We start from the raw sequence: 17,000 nt of genomic DNA, 5'->3' as shown, positions 1-17,000 counted from the left end.
CGTCCGAAGGCGCGGGTGCGCAATTGCCACTGAGTCGAGACCGGCTACCTCGACGATGCCGGGATCACCCCAGGAACTTGGCGATGATGGCTTCGCCCATTTCGGTGGTGCCGACTTCCTTCATGCCCGCGGAAAAAATGTCCTTGGTGCGCAGGCCGTCGTCGAGCACGGCGGCGATCGCCGCCTCGAGCTTGTCGGCTTCCGCCACCATGCCGAAGGAATAGCGCAGGCACATGGCGAAGGACGCGATCATGGCGATCGGGTTGGCGATGCCCTTGCCGGCGATGTCGGGCGCCGAGCCGTGCACCGGCTCGTAGAGCGCCTTGCGCTTCTTGGTCTTGGCATCCGGCGCGCCGAGCGAGGCCGACGGCAGCATGCCGATCGAGCCGGTGAGCATGGCGGCGATGTCGGAGAGCATGTCGCCGAACAGATTGTCGGTGACGATGACGTCGAACTGCTTCGGCCAGCGCACCAGCTGCATGCCGCCGGCGTCGGCCAGCATGTGGTCGAGCTTGACGTCGGCGTAGCGCGCCTTGTGCGTCTGGCTGACGACCTCGTTCCACAGCACGCCCGACTTCATGACGTTGCGCTTTTCCATCGAGGTGACCTGGTTGCGGCGCGTGCGCGCCAGCTCGAAGGCGACGCCCGAGATGCGCTCGATCTCGAACGTGTCGTAGACCTGGGTGTCGATGCCGCGCTTCTGGCCGTTGCCGAGATCGATGATCTGCTTCGGCTCGCCGAAATAGACGCCGCCGGTGAGCTCGCGCACGATCAAAATGTCGAGGCCCTCGACCACTTCCTGCTTGAGCGAGGAGGAGGCGGCCAGCGCCGGGTAGCAGATCGCGGGCCGCAGATTGGCGAACAGCTCCATGTCCTTGCGCAGGCGCAAAAGCCCAGCCTCGGGGCGCACCTCGTAAGGCACGGCATCCCATTTCGGCCCGCCGACGGCGCCGAACAGCACGGCATCCGAGGCAACAGCCTTCGCCATGTCGGCGTCGGAGATCGCCGCGCCATGCGCGTCATAGGCGCAGCCGCCGACAAGGCCTTCGTCGGTGGCGAAGCTGCTGCCGAGCTTGTCGTTCATGGCCTTGATCAGCTTCTTCACCTCGGCCATGGCCTCGGGGCCGATGCCGTCGCCGGCGAGCAGGAAGAGATTTTTCGAAGCCATGGAGAACCGTCCCGGGAGAGAAATTGAACCGGCGCCTTGCTAAACGCCAAGTGGGCCGTGCGCAAGGGGACGAGCGCCGAGATCCTTCACACCCCTCTCTGGCCTGCCGGCCAGAGGGGGGTGCTGTCCCGCCAGCGTCTCGCCTACCGATGCGCCAGGATATTCACCAGCCTGCCGAAAGGATCGCGCACGTAGAAGCGCCGCACGCCCCAGGGCTCGTCGGCCGGGCCCTATTCGATGGCGAAGCCGGCGGTCTTCATACCAGCGAGCGTCGCGTCGACATCGTCGACCTCGATCGAAAGGTCCGGCACCGGGGTATCCGATCCGCCCTCGGCCATGAAGCTCACCTGCACCCGCATGCTTTCATCGGAGCCGTAGGTGGCGATCCAGCCTTGATCCATGAGGATGTCGAGGCCAAGCACGTCCTGATAGAAGCGCTTCGCCGCCGCGATATCCTTGGTGGCGATGTTGGCTACGATGCGCCGAACCGTCATCGCTGCGGCCCCTATGCCGTGCGCCGCAGCGCGGTCACCTCGATCTCGATCTTCATCTCCGGCTTGTTGAGCTGGCACACGATCATCGTCGCCGCCGGGCGGATGTCGCCGAACGCCTCGCCGAGGATCGGGAAGACCACGTCAACATAGGCCTGGTCGGTGATGTAGTAGTGCGCCCGCACCACATCGGCTATGTCGAAGCCGCCGTCGGCGAGCGCCTTGGCGATGGTGGCGAGGCAATTGCGCGTCTGCGCCTCGACCGTTTCGGGGATGGTCATGGTGGCATAGTCGTAGCCGGTCGTGCCGGAGACGAAGCACCAGTCGCCCTGCACCACCGCGCGCGAATAGCCGGCGGTCTTCTCGAAGGGGGAGCCTGTGGAGATGAGCTTGCGCATGCGGGCCTCGCATTGGTTGTTTCGACCATTCTGAACCACGCGGACAATCCAGTCGTGAGCCAGACACCGCGACGCTGGCGGGACAGCGCCCCCCTCTGCCCTACCGGGCATCTCCCCCACGAGGGGGGAGATCAGACGTCGCGTCGGCTTTCGCCAATCATCAGCGTCGTAGAATGAGCGGAGCGCCGAAACAGCCAATCTCCCCCCATGTGGGGGAGATGTCCGGCAGGACAGAGGGGGCGCGAAGGAACGCGGCCGAGCAACAGAGGCTCGGCTAATTCCCCGACCCTTGCGCGTCGTCATAGGCCTTCTTGATATCGGCCGGCCAGTCCTTCAGCGGCGGCCAGGCCTGCGGCTGGTCATTGTCGCCGCGGCGGGCGAAATAGACTTTCTGCTTGGCCGGGTCGATGGCCATGAAGCCGTCATTGCCGCCGCAGTCATGCGGCACGCAGCCGGTGGCGTAGAAGGCGCCCGATGCGATCTTTTCGGTGTCGCCGCCGCTCACCAGCAGGCTGGTCGCCATGTCGGGCATGTCGTCGCCGAGCAGCGCCTTGGCCGCCTTGTAGACCGCTTCGTTATGGAAGGCGTCGACGATGTAGCCGTATTTCGACGCATCGACGTCCTTCCAGTCGGTGCCGGGTTCGGGCGTGTAGGTCAGATCACCTGATGTCGTCAGCCCGTCGGTCGGCGACCACTGGAGCGCCGGCTTGGTTTCTCCCGGCAGCAGATAGGGCACGAAATAGATGGCGTCGTCGGAGACCGAAGCCGGTGGCGCGCCGCATTCGTCCTGCTCGACCGTCGTGGTCTGGATCGCGCCGTCCTTCGGCTTCCAGACGATGACCTTAGCCGGCCCGCATTGATTGCCGCCGTCGCCGACATCGACCAACGCGACGTTGACGTCGCCGATCTTCACGATCTTGTCGAAAGAGACGTCGTAATTGCTGGCGAGTTGCTTGCCATCATAGGACAGCACCTTCTCGCCGTCCTGCTCCGGCTGCGTGATGGTGAGCTGGCCGCCTTCGAAGGGGATGGGCGCCTGCTTGTCGTCATCCGACGCGGCCTGGTCGCCGGCCGATCCCTGGTCGGTCGCGCCTTGATCTGTCGCCGGCTGGTCGGACGCCGCGGGCGCCGGCTGCTTGGCCGGCGCGGTGGTCTGCGCATTGGCGCCGACCGTGGCGAGAAGGATTATTGCCGCCGAAACGCCGGCGGCGGCCAGAAGTGAGCGTGCCATGACTGTCCCTCCATTCAGCCGCGACGAACCCGGCCTGCGATGGCCGGGTTATGCTTTCGGGCCGCTCAGGCCCAGGGGCGCTGCTCGGCGTTCTTCTTCTCGAAGGACGCGATGGCGCCGGCCTTTTCCATGGTCAGCCCGATGTCGTCCAGGCCGTTGAGCAGGCAGTGGCGCTTGAAGTCGTCGAGGTCGAAATTGACCACGCCGCCATCCGGCCCGCGGATCTCCTTGGCCTCCAGGTCGATCGACAGCGTCGCGTTGGAGCCGCGCGAGGCGTCGTCCATCAGCTTGTCGAGGTCTTCCGGGCTGACCGTGATCGGCAGGATGCCGTTCTTGAAGCAGTTGTTGTAGAAGATGTCGGCGAACGAGGTCGAGATCACGCAGCGTATGCCGAAATCGAGCAGCGCCCAGGGCGCATGCTCGCGGCTCGAGCCGCAGCCGAAATTGTCGCCGGCGACCAGGATCTGCGCCTTGCGGTAGGCAGGCTTGTTGAGCACGAAATCCGGGTTCTCCGAACCGTCCTCATTGTAGCGCATCTCGGCGAACAGGCCGGTGCCGAGCCCGGTGCGCTTGATCGTCTTGAGATAATCCTTCGGGATGATCATGTCGGTGTCGACATTGACGATCGGCATGGGCGCGGCGACGCCGGTGAGCTTGTTGAATTTATCCATGGTGCTTGCCCGTCTTCTTCTTGGCTTGCGGGGGAATTTGCGGGACGGTTTACACAAAGCCGGCGGCAAATGAAAGGCAACTGTTCGTGCACTGCCCTTGGGCCAAAGGCGGGCATGCCTCGAAAACGGCTTCGAAATCCTGGCCGGCCGGTGCAGTCTGCGGCCATGGCCGATTCTTCCAAAGTGCTTTACGCAAGCGAACCCTTGCTCGATGTCGCCGAGTTCCGCCGCGTGCTGGTCGAATCCGGCCTCGGCAAGGTAAGGCCGGTCGACGACGAGGCCCGGCTGCAAACCATGCTGGACAACGCCAATCTCGTGCTGACCGCGCGGCTCGACCGGCCGGACAGGCAACTGGTCGGCGTCGCGCGCGGCATGACCGACTTCTCCTGGGTCTGCTACATTTCCGACCTCGCCGTCTCCAAGGCCGCGCAAGGGCTCGGCGTCGGCAAGGGCCTGATGGACGAGGCGCAGCGGCAGCTCGGGCCTTCGGTCGCCATCAGCCTGATCTCGATGCCCGACGCCGTCGGTTTTTATGAGCGCATCGGCATGATGCGCATGATCGACGCCTTCTGGTTCTCCCGCAAAAGCTGAGAGGTCATTCACCGGCAAGTGATTGCCTGTCCCGCCGCACCACTTGACATGCAACCAAATGGTTGCATATTAGAGCCATGAGCATGGATGCTGTCTTTCGCGCCTTGGCCGACCCGACCCGCCGGCAATTGCTGGACAGTCTGCATGCCCGGAACGGGCAGACGCTCAACGCGCTCTGCGAGCACATGGATATGACGCGCCAGGCGGTGACCAAGCATTTGGCGATCCTCGAGGAGGCCAACCTCGTCACCACCATGCGCCGGGGCCGAGAGAAGGAGCACTACCTCAACCCCGTTCCGATCAACGAGATCGCCGAGCGCTGGATCGGCAAGTTCGAGCGGGGGCGGCTTGCTGCCCTCAGCGACCTGAAGCAACGCCTTGAAAGGGAAGAGCCGTGAGCGAGAACAGCTTTGTCTATGTCACCTATATCCGCACGACGCCGGAAAAACTCTGGGAAGCGCTGACCGATCCGGAATTCAACCGTCAGTTCTTCCTCTGCTCCCATCAGGAGAGCGACTGGAAGGTCGGCTCGAGCTGGAAGCTGGTCTTCCCCGATGGACGTGTCGCCGACTCGGGCGAAGTCCTCGAGATCGACCCGCCGCGGCGCCTGGTCATCAAATGGCGCAACGAATGGATGCCCGAGGTGAAGGAGGACGGCTACACGCGCTGCACCTTCACCATCGAGCCAGACGGCGAATTGATGAAGCTCGCCGTCATCCACGAGGCCGATGGCCCGCACAGGCTTATCCCGAACGTCGCCAAGGGCTGGCCGCTGGTGCTGGCGAGCCTGAAGAGCCTGCTCGAAACCGGCAAGGGTTTCGAGCGCCCGCCGTCAAAGGGATGAATATTCGTTTCGGATGCGAGACAATTATTGGCAAAGGTGGGTTCGATGCTTTACTTGTCCTTGCCGCAAGCGATGGCGAATGCTGACACGGTCATGGCCTCAGCCGAGCTTCCTGCCTCGCCGGACGAGGTTGTCGCGGCGCTGGTCACCGGGGAGGTCGAACGCTGGTGGGGCTCCGCCGACACTTACCGGATGACAAGCTGGAACGCCGATCTTCGCCTCGGTGGAAGCTGGAGCGTTGTCGTACGGTCGGCTGACGGTAGACACCTCCCCGCCAGCGGAGAGTTTCTCGAGATCGAGATGCCGCGCCGGATCGTGCAGACGCGGCGCTACGACTGGGACCATCCGACGCTTGGCCGCAAGGAAACCACAGCGGCTTACCTGCTTGAGCCGATCGGCGACAGCACGCGGCTCACCATCTGCCACGGCGGCTTCGCGGGTTTCCCGGACGCCGCGGCCGAACATGCCGAAGGCTGGGCGCGGGTGCTTGGGTGGCTGCAGGGGTATTTGGGCGCGCGCAGCCCGATTTGAGGTCAGATGGAAATCAGGCGATCCTGGATCCCGCCCAGATAGGTTTTCCAGATATGGTCCGACAACTGGCGACGGTAGTCCGCATTTGTCGCGCGCGAGCGGTAAGACGCGCCGCCGACATGAAAAAGGACCTCGTCATATACCTCGTAGTCAGCGGTTTTCCCCCCGACGCTTACCGCGACGTGATTTAATCGGGCCATCTCGAATTCCCCGACGGGGTGCTTCGAATACAATACTGGCCAGTTGCCGCCTCCGGTGTCCATTCCGATGTCGAGCCGATTTCTGAAATCGAGCTTCGCATGCTCGACAGCAGCGAAATTGTAGAAGCACAGGCCGGCCCAGTAGTACCAGCAAGACTCGTCCTTGGCTTCCTTGTACAGATAGCTGGACCTGGCATGCCGCGGCATCCCGTAACCGATCTTTCGTCCGACGCGCTGCGCGATATCGATCGGTCCGACCGGGAAGCAATCGTGATCGATGAACCCGAACATGTCAGGTTTGAGGTGCTTGACGATGTTGTGGAAGATCCAGGTCTGGGAGACGCCATGTGATCTGGAAGGGTTCGTTTCGAAATTCCTGGGGAGCCTGAAGTACGCGACCCCGCGCTGCGCGCAGATTGCCTCGATCGAAGCCCGCGCATCCTGCTTCGGTGAATTGTCGATCACCACGAGCCTTGTGCCGGTCGGGAATGCCTGCCAGGCTTTGGTGAGCACGTCTACGATCCAAGGCGTGTTGAACGCGATGGTGAAGCAATAATTCCGCTCGGGTTTTCCGCTCAGATCCCTGGCGAACGCACGGCCTTTAGGCGCGGCGCTTCCCAAAAACTGACGATAGAGGATCTCGTGGCGAAGGCCCAAAAGCAATTGGACCCCGCTTGTGCGCCGAAAATTTTCGATAGCCTTTCTAAGCAATGTTTTCCCCGAGCGCCGATAGGCTCAGAGTAATATGACGCGGCCAGCAAGAAGCAACGGCTTTTGTCGGTTGGATCGCATATCGCCGACCGGTTTCCCGCTCAAATCACATTCAGTTCCCTGAACGCCCTTCCTGCCGCCACTCTCTCATATCCAAACGCCGTGCAGTCGATGGTCCGGTACCCGCCATGCATGATGAGCTCGGCGATCGACTTGCCGACCGCCGGCGCCTGCTGCAGGCCGTGGCCGGAGAAACCGTTGGCGAACAGGAAGTTCCCGACTTCCGGATGCGGTCCGATGACCCCGTTCTGGTCGAGCGTGTTGTAGTCGTAATGCCCGACCCAGGCGCGCGTCGGCTTGATCGCCTCGAAGGCCGGGATGCGGGTGGCCAAAGTCGGCCAGACCACCTCTTCGAACAGCGGCCAGTTGACGTCGAAATCCTTCGGATCGGGCGCGACATCGCCTTCTTCGGGCTCGGCGCCGCCGGTCAGGTAGACCGAGCCCTCCGGCCGCACATAGATGCCCGACGGATCGACCAGGAGCGGCATGTCGGCATATTTCTCGCGCGCCTCGAAGACGAAGACGTTGCGCTTGCGTGGCTCGACCGGCAGCGCCAGCCCGGCAAAAGCCGCCACCTTGCCGGCGTTCGGGCCGGCGGCGTTGACGACGATGCCGGCTTCCAGCGTCTCGCCATTGTCGAGCGAAACACCGGTAACGCGATTGCCGTCGCGCGAAATGCCGGTGGCGGAAGCCGCGATGAAATCGATCTTCTTGTCGCGCAAGGCCTTGCGGAACAGCGTCAGCAGCGCGTGCGCGTCGAACCAGCCCTCGCCGCTGCGGCCAAAGGCGCCTGCGGAAATATCTTCGACCGACAGCCATGGGAAGCGGCGCGCCAGCTGCCCGGCGTCCTCCAGCGCGATATCGGCGCCCTCGGCAACCTGCGTCTCGTGATTGGCCTTGAGGATCGGCAGGCCGGCCTCGCCGGCGAGGATAAGGTAGCCGCCCTCGCGGAAACCGATATCGGCGTCGGCGCCGAACGTCTCCTTCAGCCGGCGGAACAATTTTAGGGTGAACTGCGACAGGCGGATGTTTTCAGGAATGGAAAATTGCTGGCGGATCGAGGCCAGGGACAGGGTCGTCGCCGCGTGGGAAAACTGCGGATCGCGTTCGATCAGCGCGATCGAGCCGGTAAAGCCTTCCTCGCGCAAATAGTAGGCGACCGAGGATCCGACGATGGCTCCGCCGATGATGACGATGTCGTAGCGCATTTTTTCTCCGATCCAGAGCGATTCCGGGGAAAGTGCCTGCCCGGAATGGCGTAGAAAGCCATCGCGCGTTCACGCAACCGGCAAATCGATCTCGAAGCGCGTGCCGCGTTCGGAGTCAACCAGCCTGATCGTGCCATCATGCGCTTTCAGGAGGGCCAGCACGATGCCGAGCCCCATGCCGGTGCCGCCGGACTCGCGCCGCGTGGTGAAGAACGGCTCGAATATCCTGGCGCGGTTGGCGGCCGAGATCCCATCGCCATCGTCGCCGATCCGGACCGATGCGCGCTCACCATCGGCTGAGGCATGGATCGCCACCTGCCGGGCGCCGTGCCGCGCCGAATTGTCGATGAGGTTGGCGAGCACGATGCCGAGATTCTCGGCCGAGATGCCGAACCTGATATCGCCGCCGCCCTCAAGCCGCGCTTCCAGCCTGGTGTCGATCGGCAATGACGCCAACGCCGCATGAAGCGTCGCGCTTTCGCCACTCGGTTCCAGGTTTTCGGCGCGCGCCAGGTCGAGCAGCCGGCGCACCAGGAGATTGAGCCGCCCGGCATCGGTGACGATGTTGTTGGAGAAACGCTTGCGCTCGGCCTCGTCCATCGCGCCGCCGGAATCCCTGAGCAGCTCCGCCGCGCCCTGGATCGCCGTCAGCGGCGATTTCAGCTCATGCGAGACATGGGTGGCGAAGGTCTGGATAGAGTCGGAACGCGCCTGCAGCTTGGTCGCCATGTCGAGGAAAGCCGTCGACAGCGCCGCCATCTCGCGCGTGCCGTGATGGTCGAGCGGCCTGATCGCGTCGCGGTCGCCGGCGGCGATGCGCTTCGTCCGGTCGATCAGCGCATAGATCGGCCGGCTGACGGTGCGGATGAACACCAGCGCGATCAAGAGCGTGCCGCCGAGGATGGCGATGCCCGCCAACGTCACCTTGCCGCGCTCGCCATAGAGGTGCTTGACGATGTTGTTCGGCGTTCGCGACAGATAGACCACGCCGGCGACCCGGCCGTCGAGCTCGACCGGCATGGCGACGAAGACGCGCACCTTGGTGCCACGGCTCACCGAATAGAGCGGCGGCGTCGGCTGGTCGGGGATGCGCAGCCTGAGCGCGCTGGCGTAGGCGCCGGAAAGCGCGGTCCGCACCTCCCCGATCTCGCCGAGCGACTGGCCGACCTCGTCGCCGCCGGCAATCACCACGCCGCGCGGATCGAGCAGCCGGAAGCCGGCGAGCGTCGTTTTCTGCGTCTCGTCGAGAACGCCGTCGAGCCGCGCGCCGATTGCGGCGAAGGCGGGATCGGGCGCGGCGGGGAGAGCCGCCGGTCGCGACGGCATGACATCGTCGGAGGCAAGGTCGAGGCGCGGCTCGATCGGATCGTACGGGTAATTGTTGTCCCTCGTCGGATCGGCCGATATCGGTGAACCCAGTTTTTCCTGGGGAATGCCGGCGTCGCGCACCTGTTGGGCATAGACGGCGGCGACCACCGCGCCTTGCGCGATAAGCTCGCCCTCGGTCTGGCGGATCAGCTGGTTCTCATAGAGCCGGAAGAAAAACAGCCCGACCAGCGGCAGGGCCATGACCACGATCAGGATGGCGATGACGACGGTGGCGAGCCGCGGCCGCCATCTTTCCTTGCTCAACCACCGCATCGGCCGAGCCGAAAGCCGACGCCATGCACGGTGGCGATCGCATCCGCGCAGCCGACCGCCGCCAGCTTGGCCCGCACATTGCGGATATGGCTGTCGACCGTACGTTCGGAGACATGGATGTTCGAGGCATAGGCATTGGCCATCACCGCGTCACGGCCAAGCACGTGCTGCGGCCGGGCGAGGAAGCCTTTCAGGATCGCGAACTCGATCGCCGTCAAGGTGAGCGGCCTGCCGTCGAAGCTCGCTTCATGGCTTGCCGGCACAAGCATGAGCTTGCCATGCGCGAACTCACGGTCGTCGGCTTCTTCTTCGACGACGGCCGGCCGCGCGCGGCGCAGGATGACATTGACGCGGGCGACCAGCTCGCGCGGGCTGAACGGCTTGGTCACATAGTCGTCGCCGCCCATCTCCAGCCCGAGCACCCGGTCGATCTCCTCGTCGCGCGCGGACAAAAACAGCACCGGCACGTCGGATTTTTGCCTCAGCCTGCGGCAGACTTCCAGCCCGTCCATCTCCGGCATGCCGATGTCGAGCACGATGAGGTCGGGCGCGCCGCGCTCGACCGCCTGGAGTGCTGCGGCGCCGTCGGCGACGGCGGCCGTCTTCATGCCGGCCTTTTCCAACGCGAAGCAGATGATCTCGCGGATATGCGGGTCGTCGTCGGCGACGAGGATGTTGTGCGGCATGGAATCAGCGGCCCGGCGCGTAGGGTTCGGTGACGGCAGGATTAGCAAGCGGGCCGTGCTTGTCGAGAGCGCGCAGCAGCCGCCAGTCGCGAAAGCTCCAGGCGCGCCAGTCTTTCTGCTCCGTGCGGTAGTGGAATTCGGCCATCGCGTCGGGCCCGTCGCCGACCGCGCGATCGGGGAATGTTTTCTTCTGATGCTCGAAATAGCGCCCGAGAGCCGGCAAGGCGTTCGGACCGAGCGAGCGAGTATGCCAGATGTCGAGGGGGACGCCCTTTCCGGTCATTTCCAGGGAATGGTCGACATTGAAGTTGGCGATCATGGCTGCGAAGTTGACGAAGCAGCAGGCATAAAGCGTCGCCGATAATGTCACAAGATTGGCGGAGAGCAGCCATTCGCTGGATTTTTGCAGCGCGATGCGGGCGATGATGAGTGCCAGACCCACCGCCACCAGCCCCATCCAGATGAAGGCGGCGATGCGCAGATAGGTGAGCGCATAGATGCCGATATAGAGATCGAGCCGCAGCATCGAGGAGATCACCAGGACGATGTTCTGCGCCACCCAGAGATAGACCAGCCCGCGGATCAGCGGATCCCGCGACGTCTCGCCGCCCGAGCGCAGCGCCACCAGCACGAAGCCGGCGGCAAGCAGCGCGGTGGCGACCAGCGGATAGGCGCCGCGATGCGCATAGGCCGCGTAAGTCATCCCGTCGGGTAGCGCGACGCCGGCCCAGAGATAGGCGGCGTCGAGCGCGGTCTGCACGGCAAACAGCGCGTTGAAGACGATCAGCGCGCGCAAGATGGCAGGCTTGCCGAAGAGGATATCCTCGGCGGATGTCCTGGCCGGTCTGGCCACGGGTGCGGAGGGCAGGACGCGCCTGATGCGCGAGACGAAGCGTGGCAGGCGCGGGCGCAGGAACGCCCAGACGCCGGCCAGCATGATCAGCCAGAAGATAAGCCGCGCGATCTCGATCTTTTCGATGAGCGCGTAGAGGTCGATCAGCGACAGCCAGTGCTCGATGATCGGATTGGCGGCGCCGAACAGCGCCAGGAAGACGACGCCCAGCGTCAAGGGCATGATCCAGACGACAATGGCCGTAAGCTGAAGCCGCCGCTGCCCGAGCTCGCGCGCCGCCTTGCGCCAGCGGAAGAAGTCGCGCGCGAAGCGGAAGGGCGCAGCAAGCAGGAACAGGCCGAGCTGGCGGGCTATTCGTTCCTTGCGCAGCCGTCCGGTCAGCGTCAGCGCGAAGATCGCAAGTGCCGCGACAGCGACCAGGACCGAAAGCGGACTGACATTTTCGACCAGCGGCAGCAGCGCCGCGAACAGCGCAGCTGGTTTGAGCCACACCCGGACGTCGTTCAGTGCGGTCGGATGCATGGCGACGACAGCCGCGGCAAGCACGATGGCGAAGATGAAGACGGTGATCCCGGCCGGCTGGCCATAGAAAAGAAAATCGGCCAGCGCCACCAGAGCGACCGCGGCGCCGACGCGGCGGCAGTAGCTCGGGACAGGCGATGTCTTCATCGCCGGAGCCGTCATGGTCATCGTCGTCATCGCTGGGCCTTCCTGGCTGCTGCCGTGCCGCCGCAAGCCGGCCGTGCTCCGAAGGGAAGCACTGTCGCCGTGACGCGCCGTCTTTGCGGCTCGACGAGCCACCAGCCTTCGTTGCGGAGCCGGCGCGGCAGCGACCATCGGAATGTGTGAGGCGTTTGCATGGCGGCTTTGTCGCCGGCCGGTGCGGAAAGCGCGCGGCGGATTGGAGGAGGTTTTCCGCAACGATTTGCAGATTTGGTGCAGGGAAGCCCGGCGCCGGCGTCCTCTTCCCTGCCGAGCACCTCCCCTTGCGGCCTCTAAGGGGGAGATCAATCCGCGCCTTGCCTCGCCCGCCATCACCCGGCATAGATCGGCCATGACCGTCGACACCTACCGCCCGCGCCGATCGGTGCTTTACATTCCCGCCTCGAACGACAAGGCGCTCGCCAAGATCGGCTCGCTCACCTGCGACGCCGTCATCATCGACCTCGAGGACGCCGTCCTGCCCGCCGACAAGAAGGCGGCGCGCGACAAGGTCGCCGGCATTCTCGCCGGGCGCGAGAAACGCCGCGAGATGGTGGTGCGCATCAACCCGCTGACCAGCGAATGGGGCGCCGACGATCTCCTGGCCGTGGCCAAGGCCGAGCCCGACGGCATTCTCCTGCCCAAGATCGGCACGCCGCGCGACATCCTCGAGGCCGGCGACCTGCTCGACGACAATTTCGCGCCGGACAGCGTGGAACTATGGGCGATGGTCGAGACGCCCAAGGCGCTGCTCAACATCGGCGCGATCGCCGAACTTGGCCGCGATCCGGCGTCGCGCCTCGCTTGTTTCGTTGCCGGAACGAATGATCTGGTGAAGGCGACCGGCATTCTGGCGACGCCCGACCGGCGTTATCTGATGCCTTGGCTGATGCAGCTGGTGCTCGCGGCGCGGGCCGGCGGCCTCGACATCATCGACGGCGTCGCCAATGATTTTCGCGACCTCGATGCTTTTGCCGGCGAATGCACGGAAGCCGCCGCCATGGGTTTCGACGGCAAGTCGCTGATCCATCCCGCCCAGATCGAGCCGGCGAACCGCGCCTTTTCGCCGTCGCCCGAGAGGCTGGCCGCGGCCCGCGCGATCAGGGATGCGTTCGCGCGGCCCGAAAATGCCGGCAAGGGCGTGATTGCGATGGATGGCCGCATGGTCGAGCGGCTGCATCTGGCCGAAGCCGAGAAACTTCTGGCGAAGGCCGAGGTCATCGGCGCATGATGCGGCGGGCTCGAAACGATTTTTCAGGACCGGCTTTCCGCCCGGTCGCGACAGGATAGGCTAATGAAACTCTACCGCTTCCTCACCGGACCGGACGACGCCACCTTCTGCCACAAGGTGACGGCAGCGCTGAACAAGGGCTGGCACCTGTTCGGCTCGCCGACCTATGCCTATGACAAGAAGACCAAGTCGATGCGCTGCGGCCAGGCCGTGGTGAAGGATGTCGAAGGCCAGGAATATACAGCTGATACCAAGCTGAGCGACTGGTAGGTTCCACTCGTCATCCTGGGGCGTAGCGACGCGCGGACCTAGGATGACGAGGCTGCCTGCGAGCGCATAAACTCCACGAAACCCCGCACCGCGTCGCGCATCGCCGGGCGGTTCGCAGTCAGGATCGCCTCCATCTCAGGCGGCTTCTTGCCCAGCAGCGCGATCTCCAGCGCCCTATCCTCATACATCGCGAACGACATCGTCCGCATGATCTCGGCAAGCGCCGCGCGCGCATAGAGCGAGCGGGACGAGGCATGCACCAGCATCGCCGGCTTGCCGACGGCGGCGTCGCGCGAGACCAGCCAATCGAGCGCGTTCTTCATGCCGCCGGGCACGCCATGCGCATATTCCGGGCAGGAGACGATGACGCTGTTGGCGCGGGTCACCGCCTCGATAAGCCGAGCCGCTTGCGGCGGCGTGCGCTCGCCCTCGTCGTCGGGGTTGAAGATCGGCAAGCGGCCGAGGCCGTCATAGATCTGGACGCGGCAGTCCGCAGGCGCGTTGGCGGCCAAAGCGGCAAGCAGGGCCGAATTGGTCGAGGCGGCGCGCAGGCTGCCCGATATGGCGATGATGTCGATCAAGGGAGAGCCGGACGAAAGAGTTGAGTCGTCCGCGAAGCCTACCACATGGTCTGGCGGTAATCGTCGTCCAGCTCGCGGTCGATGTCGCCGGCGCTTTCGCTAAGCGCCAGCTGGTCGCGGATGATCTGGCCGAGCGTCGGCAGGGTCGCGCGGTCGTACCAGGTCTCCGGTTTCCACAGATCGGAGCGCATGAAGGCCTTGGCGCAATGCATGTAGGCGGCCTTGACCGTCACCACGATCACGCTCTGCGGCTCCCTGCCGTCGACGGCCAGGCGTTCGCGCAAGGTCGGGTCGACGGTGATGCGGGCATCGCCATTGACACGCAGCGTCTCGTTCATGCCGGGGATGAGGAAGAGCAGCCCGATCGACGGGTTGCGGATGATGTTTTCCAGCGTGTCCAACCGGTTGTTGCCGGGGCGGTCGGGAATGGCGATGGTGGCGTTGTCGAGGATGGCGGTGAAGCCGGGCCTGTCGCCCTTGGGTGTCACGTCGGCATTGCCGGCGCCGTCGGAGGAGCCGATCAGCACGAACGGGCTCTTGCCGATGAAGGAACGGCAATGGCCGTCGAGGCTTTTCAGTTCCTTGCGGATCGAGCCGTCGGTCGGCCGGGGCGTCTTGTAGATCGTCCTCAGCTCGTCATGCGTGGTGACGAATTCCATACTGCCCCCCTCTTGCTCCGGCGCAATTCCGGACGGACGTTGCGGCGAAGTCGCCGAACCCAACCGGCAGCCACTTTTCCTGGAATTGCCTTAATTCCCGGCCTTCTCTTCCTTGGCTTTATCCTCCAGCGAGTGGCGCATGATCAACGGCATCTGGCTGAAGGTGAACAGCAAGGTGATCGGGATCGTGCCCCAGACCTTGAAATATAGCCAGGTCGCTTCCGAGAAGTTGCGCCACATGACTTCGTTGAGCACGGCCAGGAAGAGGAAGAACAGCCCCCAGCGGAAGGTCAGCTTGCGCCAGCCTTCGGCGTCGAGCTGGAAGGCGGAATCGAAGACGTAGCCAAGCAGCGACCGGCCGAACAGCAGCCCGCCGAGCAGGGTTACGCCGAACAGCGAATTGATGATCGTCGGCTTCATGAAGGCGAAGGTCTTGTCCTGCAGGTAAAGCGCGAGCGCGCCGAAGACGAAGACGACGATGGCCGACACCAGCGGCATCAGCGGCAGGCTACGCGTCAGCAGCCAGGAGGCGCTGAGCGACAGCGCGGTGGCGACCATGAAGAAGGCGGTGGCGATCAGGATCGGCTCGCCGAGATGGGTGAGCACCGGGAATTTCTCGGCCAGCCACTCGCCGCGGATGGTGGTGAAGAAGAACACCAGGCCGGGACCGAGCTCGAGCAGGAATTTCAAGCCGGGATTGATCGGCTTGCGGCGTGGATCGGACGGGTCGCGCTCGATGATGTTCATAAAAACCCTTCTTGCGCATGATCTGGCCGAAAAGCAGGCGGCCTCCCAAGATCATGCCTTTGTTCAGGCGACGCCTGCGATCGCTCTCGCGAATTCGCTGGCGGAAAACGGTTCGAGGTCGTCGACCTGTTCGCCGACGCCGATGAAATAGACCGGCAGCCGGTGCTTGGCGGCGATCGCCACCAGAATACCGCCGCGCGCCGTGCCGTCCAGCTTGGTCATCACCAGGCCGTTGACGCCGGCGACGTTGCGGAAGATCTCGACCTGGTTCAGCGCGTTCTGGCCGGTGGTGGCGTCGACCGTCTGCAGCACCGTGTGCGGCGCTTCCGGATCGAGCTTGCCGAGCACACGCACGATCTTCTCCAGCTCGGCCATCAGCTCGGTCTTGTTCTGCAGGCGGCCGGCGGTGTCGATGATCAAAACGTCCGAGCCTGCCTCCTTGGCCTTCTCGAACGCGTCATAGGCGAGGCCCGCCGCATCGGCGCCGAGTTTCGAGGCGACGACCGGCGATTTCGTGCGCTCGCCCCAGATCTTCAGCTGCTCGATCGCGGCGGCGCGGAACGTGTCGCCGGCGGCCAGCATCACCTTGAGGCCGCCGTCGGTGAGTTTTGCCGCCAGTTTGCCGATGGTGGTGGTCTTGCCGGTGCCGTTGACGCCGACGACCAGGATGACATGCGGCTTGTGGCTGAGGTCGAGCTCGAGCGGCCTGGCGACCGGCGTCAGCACTTTCTCCACCTCCGCGGCCATCACGGCGCGGACTTCCGCATCGGAGACGTCGCGGCCGTAGCGGCTGGAAGCGAGCGAGTCGGTGACGCGCAGCGCCGTCTCCACGCCGAGATCGGCGCGGATCAGCACGTCCTCCAGGTCCTGCAGCGTCTCGTCGTCCAATTTGCGCTTGGTGAAGACGCCAGCAATGTTGCCGGAGAGCTCGCGCGAGGAGCGGGCGAGCCCGTCGCGCATGCGCTGGAACCAGGAGCGCCGCGGCGCCGGCTCCGGCGCCCTTACCGGCTCGGCCTTCTGCTCGACCTTTTTTGAAACCGTCACCTTGCCGGCGGCAGGGGTGGGGCTTGGCGCCGGCGGCACGGCCTCCGGCTCCGGTGCGATCTCGGCAAGGATCGGCTGCGGCTCGACCGGCGCTGGCTGTCGAATGGGAGACGCGATTTCCGCGTCAGCTTCGGCGGATGGTTCTATAGAAGGCGTCGCCGCTGGCGGCACCTCGATCGGCGCAGGTGTCTCGGCGGGAACCTCGCTCGGCGGCGTCGGTACTTCTGCCGGTGCCGGCTCGGGCTGCGGTTCAGGGCGCGAAGGCTCGATGTCCGGTTGCGCCGGCGCGGGTGCGGGCACTTCCTGCGGAGCAGGTTCGGGCTCGGGTGAAGGCTCAGGTTGTGCCGGTGGCACTTCCTCCGGCACCGGCGGCTCGGGTGTCTGAGGCGCCGGTTGCGGCTCTTCTTCCGGTTCAGGCTGCGGCAGCGGTTCAGGCTCGGGGGGAACGATCGGCTCCGGCGCCGGCGGAATGGTCGGCACGG

19 protein-coding genes and 1 pseudogene are annotated in these 17,000 nt (G+C 64.8%); 6 read left to right on the top strand and 14 right to left on the bottom strand.

Translation table 11 applies throughout. The features are described from left to right. Positions 1-64: 64 nt before the first annotated feature. The 5 genes and pseudogenes from leuB to leuD form a co-directional block, all read right to left on the bottom strand. Positions 65-1,168, bottom strand: a complete 1,104-nt coding sequence (gene leuB / locus FJ471_RS18390; RefSeq protein ID WP_140805481.1) for a 3-isopropylmalate dehydrogenase — start codon at positions 1,166-1,168, stop codon at positions 65-67. A gap of 143 nt (positions 1,169-1,311) precedes the next feature. Next, positions 1,312-1,662, bottom strand: a pseudogene (locus FJ471_RS18385) (VOC family protein). An 11-nt stretch (positions 1,663-1,673) separates the two neighbouring features. Further along, entirely contained in the window at positions 1,674-2,057 is a 384-nt protein-coding gene (locus tag FJ471_RS18380; protein WP_140805561.1) for a RidA family protein, read from the bottom strand. A gap of 274 nt (positions 2,058-2,331) precedes the next feature. Further along, the gene (locus tag FJ471_RS18370; protein WP_140805479.1) at positions 2,332-3,288 is read right to left on the bottom strand and encodes a hypothetical protein; all 957 of its coding nucleotides are present in this window, start codon (positions 3,286-3,288) and stop codon (positions 2,332-2,334) included. A 65-nt stretch (positions 3,289-3,353) separates the two neighbouring features. After that, positions 3,354-3,959 carry a 3-isopropylmalate dehydratase small subunit gene (gene leuD, locus FJ471_RS18365; RefSeq protein WP_140805477.1) on the bottom strand — a complete coding sequence of 202 codons (606 nt, stop codon included), beginning with the start codon at positions 3,957-3,959 and terminating at the stop codon, positions 3,354-3,356. A 165-nt stretch (positions 3,960-4,124) separates the two neighbouring features. On the opposite strand from leuD, the gene FJ471_RS18360 reads away from it, so the two are divergent. The 4 genes from FJ471_RS18360 to FJ471_RS18345 all read left to right on the top strand — a co-directional run bounded on the left by FJ471_RS18360 (position 4,125) and on the right by FJ471_RS18345 (position 5,925). Then, positions 4,125-4,550, top strand: coding sequence for a GNAT family N-acetyltransferase (locus FJ471_RS18360; protein ID WP_140805475.1), 426 nt, complete (start codon positions 4,125-4,127; stop codon positions 4,548-4,550). 83 nt (positions 4,551-4,633) lie between these two features. After that, positions 4,634-4,948 (top strand): metalloregulator ArsR/SmtB family transcription factor, encoded by a 315-nt coding sequence (locus FJ471_RS18355; protein ID WP_210242039.1) that lies wholly within the window; start codon positions 4,634-4,636, stop codon positions 4,946-4,948. Then, positions 4,945-5,394: an SRPBCC family protein gene (locus FJ471_RS18350; RefSeq protein WP_140805471.1), complete on the top strand. Its 450-nt coding sequence runs from the start codon at positions 4,945-4,947 to the stop codon at positions 5,392-5,394. Before FJ471_RS18355 ends, FJ471_RS18350 begins: the two co-directional genes overlap by 4 nt. A gap of 45 nt (positions 5,395-5,439) precedes the next feature. Continuing rightward, positions 5,440-5,925 (top strand): SRPBCC domain-containing protein, encoded by a 486-nt coding sequence (locus FJ471_RS18345; protein WP_140805469.1) that lies wholly within the window; start codon positions 5,440-5,442, stop codon positions 5,923-5,925. A 2-nt stretch (positions 5,926-5,927) separates the two neighbouring features. Here FJ471_RS18345 and FJ471_RS18340 read toward each other — a convergent pair whose 3' ends face one another. The 5 genes from FJ471_RS18340 to FJ471_RS18320 form a co-directional block, all read right to left on the bottom strand. Further along, a complete protein-coding gene (locus tag FJ471_RS18340) occupies positions 5,928-6,788 on the bottom strand; it encodes a hypothetical protein (protein ID WP_140805467.1) in 861 nt (286 codons plus the stop codon). A gap of 149 nt (positions 6,789-6,937) precedes the next feature. Beyond that, the gene (locus FJ471_RS18335; RefSeq protein ID WP_140805465.1) at positions 6,938-8,104 is read right to left on the bottom strand and encodes an FAD-binding oxidoreductase; all 1,167 of its coding nucleotides are present in this window, start codon (positions 8,102-8,104) and stop codon (positions 6,938-6,940) included. Positions 8,105-8,173: 69 nt separating this feature from the next. Further along, positions 8,174-9,745 (bottom strand): HAMP domain-containing sensor histidine kinase, encoded by a 1,572-nt coding sequence (locus FJ471_RS18330; protein WP_140805463.1) that lies wholly within the window; start codon positions 9,743-9,745, stop codon positions 8,174-8,176. After that, on the bottom strand, positions 9,733-10,431 hold the full coding sequence (locus FJ471_RS18325; RefSeq protein WP_140805461.1) for a response regulator transcription factor: 699 nt from the start codon (positions 10,429-10,431) through the stop codon (positions 9,733-9,735). The genes FJ471_RS18330 and FJ471_RS18325 overlap by 13 nt, the downstream gene beginning before the upstream one ends. Positions 10,432-10,435: 4 nt before the next feature. Next, on the bottom strand, positions 10,436-11,983 hold the full coding sequence (locus tag FJ471_RS18320; RefSeq protein WP_246684759.1) for a DUF4173 domain-containing protein: 1,548 nt from the start codon (positions 11,981-11,983) through the stop codon (positions 10,436-10,438). A 355-nt stretch (positions 11,984-12,338) separates the two neighbouring features. Between FJ471_RS18320 and FJ471_RS18315 the strand changes: the two genes are divergently transcribed. Together FJ471_RS18315 and FJ471_RS18310 are read left to right on the top strand one after the other, a co-directional pair. Further along, complete coding sequence (locus FJ471_RS18315; RefSeq protein WP_140805459.1) at positions 12,339-13,217, top strand: CoA ester lyase; 879 nt, start codon at positions 12,339-12,341, stop codon at positions 13,215-13,217. A gap of 63 nt (positions 13,218-13,280) precedes the next feature. Further along, on the top strand, positions 13,281-13,487 hold the full coding sequence (locus tag FJ471_RS18310; protein ID WP_040987961.1) for a DUF1737 domain-containing protein: 207 nt from the start codon (positions 13,281-13,283) through the stop codon (positions 13,485-13,487). A gap of 38 nt (positions 13,488-13,525) precedes the next feature. Here FJ471_RS18310 and FJ471_RS18305 read toward each other — a convergent pair whose 3' ends face one another. The 4 genes from FJ471_RS18305 to ftsY form a co-directional block, all read right to left on the bottom strand. Further along, positions 13,526-14,068: an NADPH-dependent FMN reductase gene (locus FJ471_RS18305; RefSeq protein WP_140805457.1), complete on the bottom strand. Its 543-nt coding sequence runs from the start codon at positions 14,066-14,068 to the stop codon at positions 13,526-13,528. A 38-nt stretch (positions 14,069-14,106) separates the two neighbouring features. Beyond that, on the bottom strand, positions 14,107-14,727 hold the full coding sequence (locus tag FJ471_RS18300; protein ID WP_140805454.1) for a pyridoxamine 5'-phosphate oxidase family protein: 621 nt from the start codon (positions 14,725-14,727) through the stop codon (positions 14,107-14,109). Between the two features lie 90 nt (positions 14,728-14,817). Then, positions 14,818-15,474: a septation protein A gene (locus FJ471_RS18295; RefSeq protein ID WP_140805452.1), complete on the bottom strand. Its 657-nt coding sequence runs from the start codon at positions 15,472-15,474 to the stop codon at positions 14,818-14,820. Positions 15,475-15,537: 63 nt separating this feature from the next. Then, positions 15,538-16,944 carry a signal recognition particle-docking protein FtsY gene (gene ftsY / locus FJ471_RS18290; protein ID WP_181179529.1) on the bottom strand — a complete coding sequence of 469 codons (1,407 nt, stop codon included), beginning with the start codon at positions 16,942-16,944 and terminating at the stop codon, positions 15,538-15,540. Positions 16,945-17,000 lie beyond the last annotated feature (56 nt).

The sequence above is a fragment of the Mesorhizobium sp. B2-7-1 genome, assembly GCF_006440735.1.
Taxonomy (GTDB): domain Bacteria; phylum Pseudomonadota; class Alphaproteobacteria; order Rhizobiales; family Rhizobiaceae; genus Mesorhizobium.
This window is presented reverse-complemented; position numbering and strand designations above follow the sequence as displayed.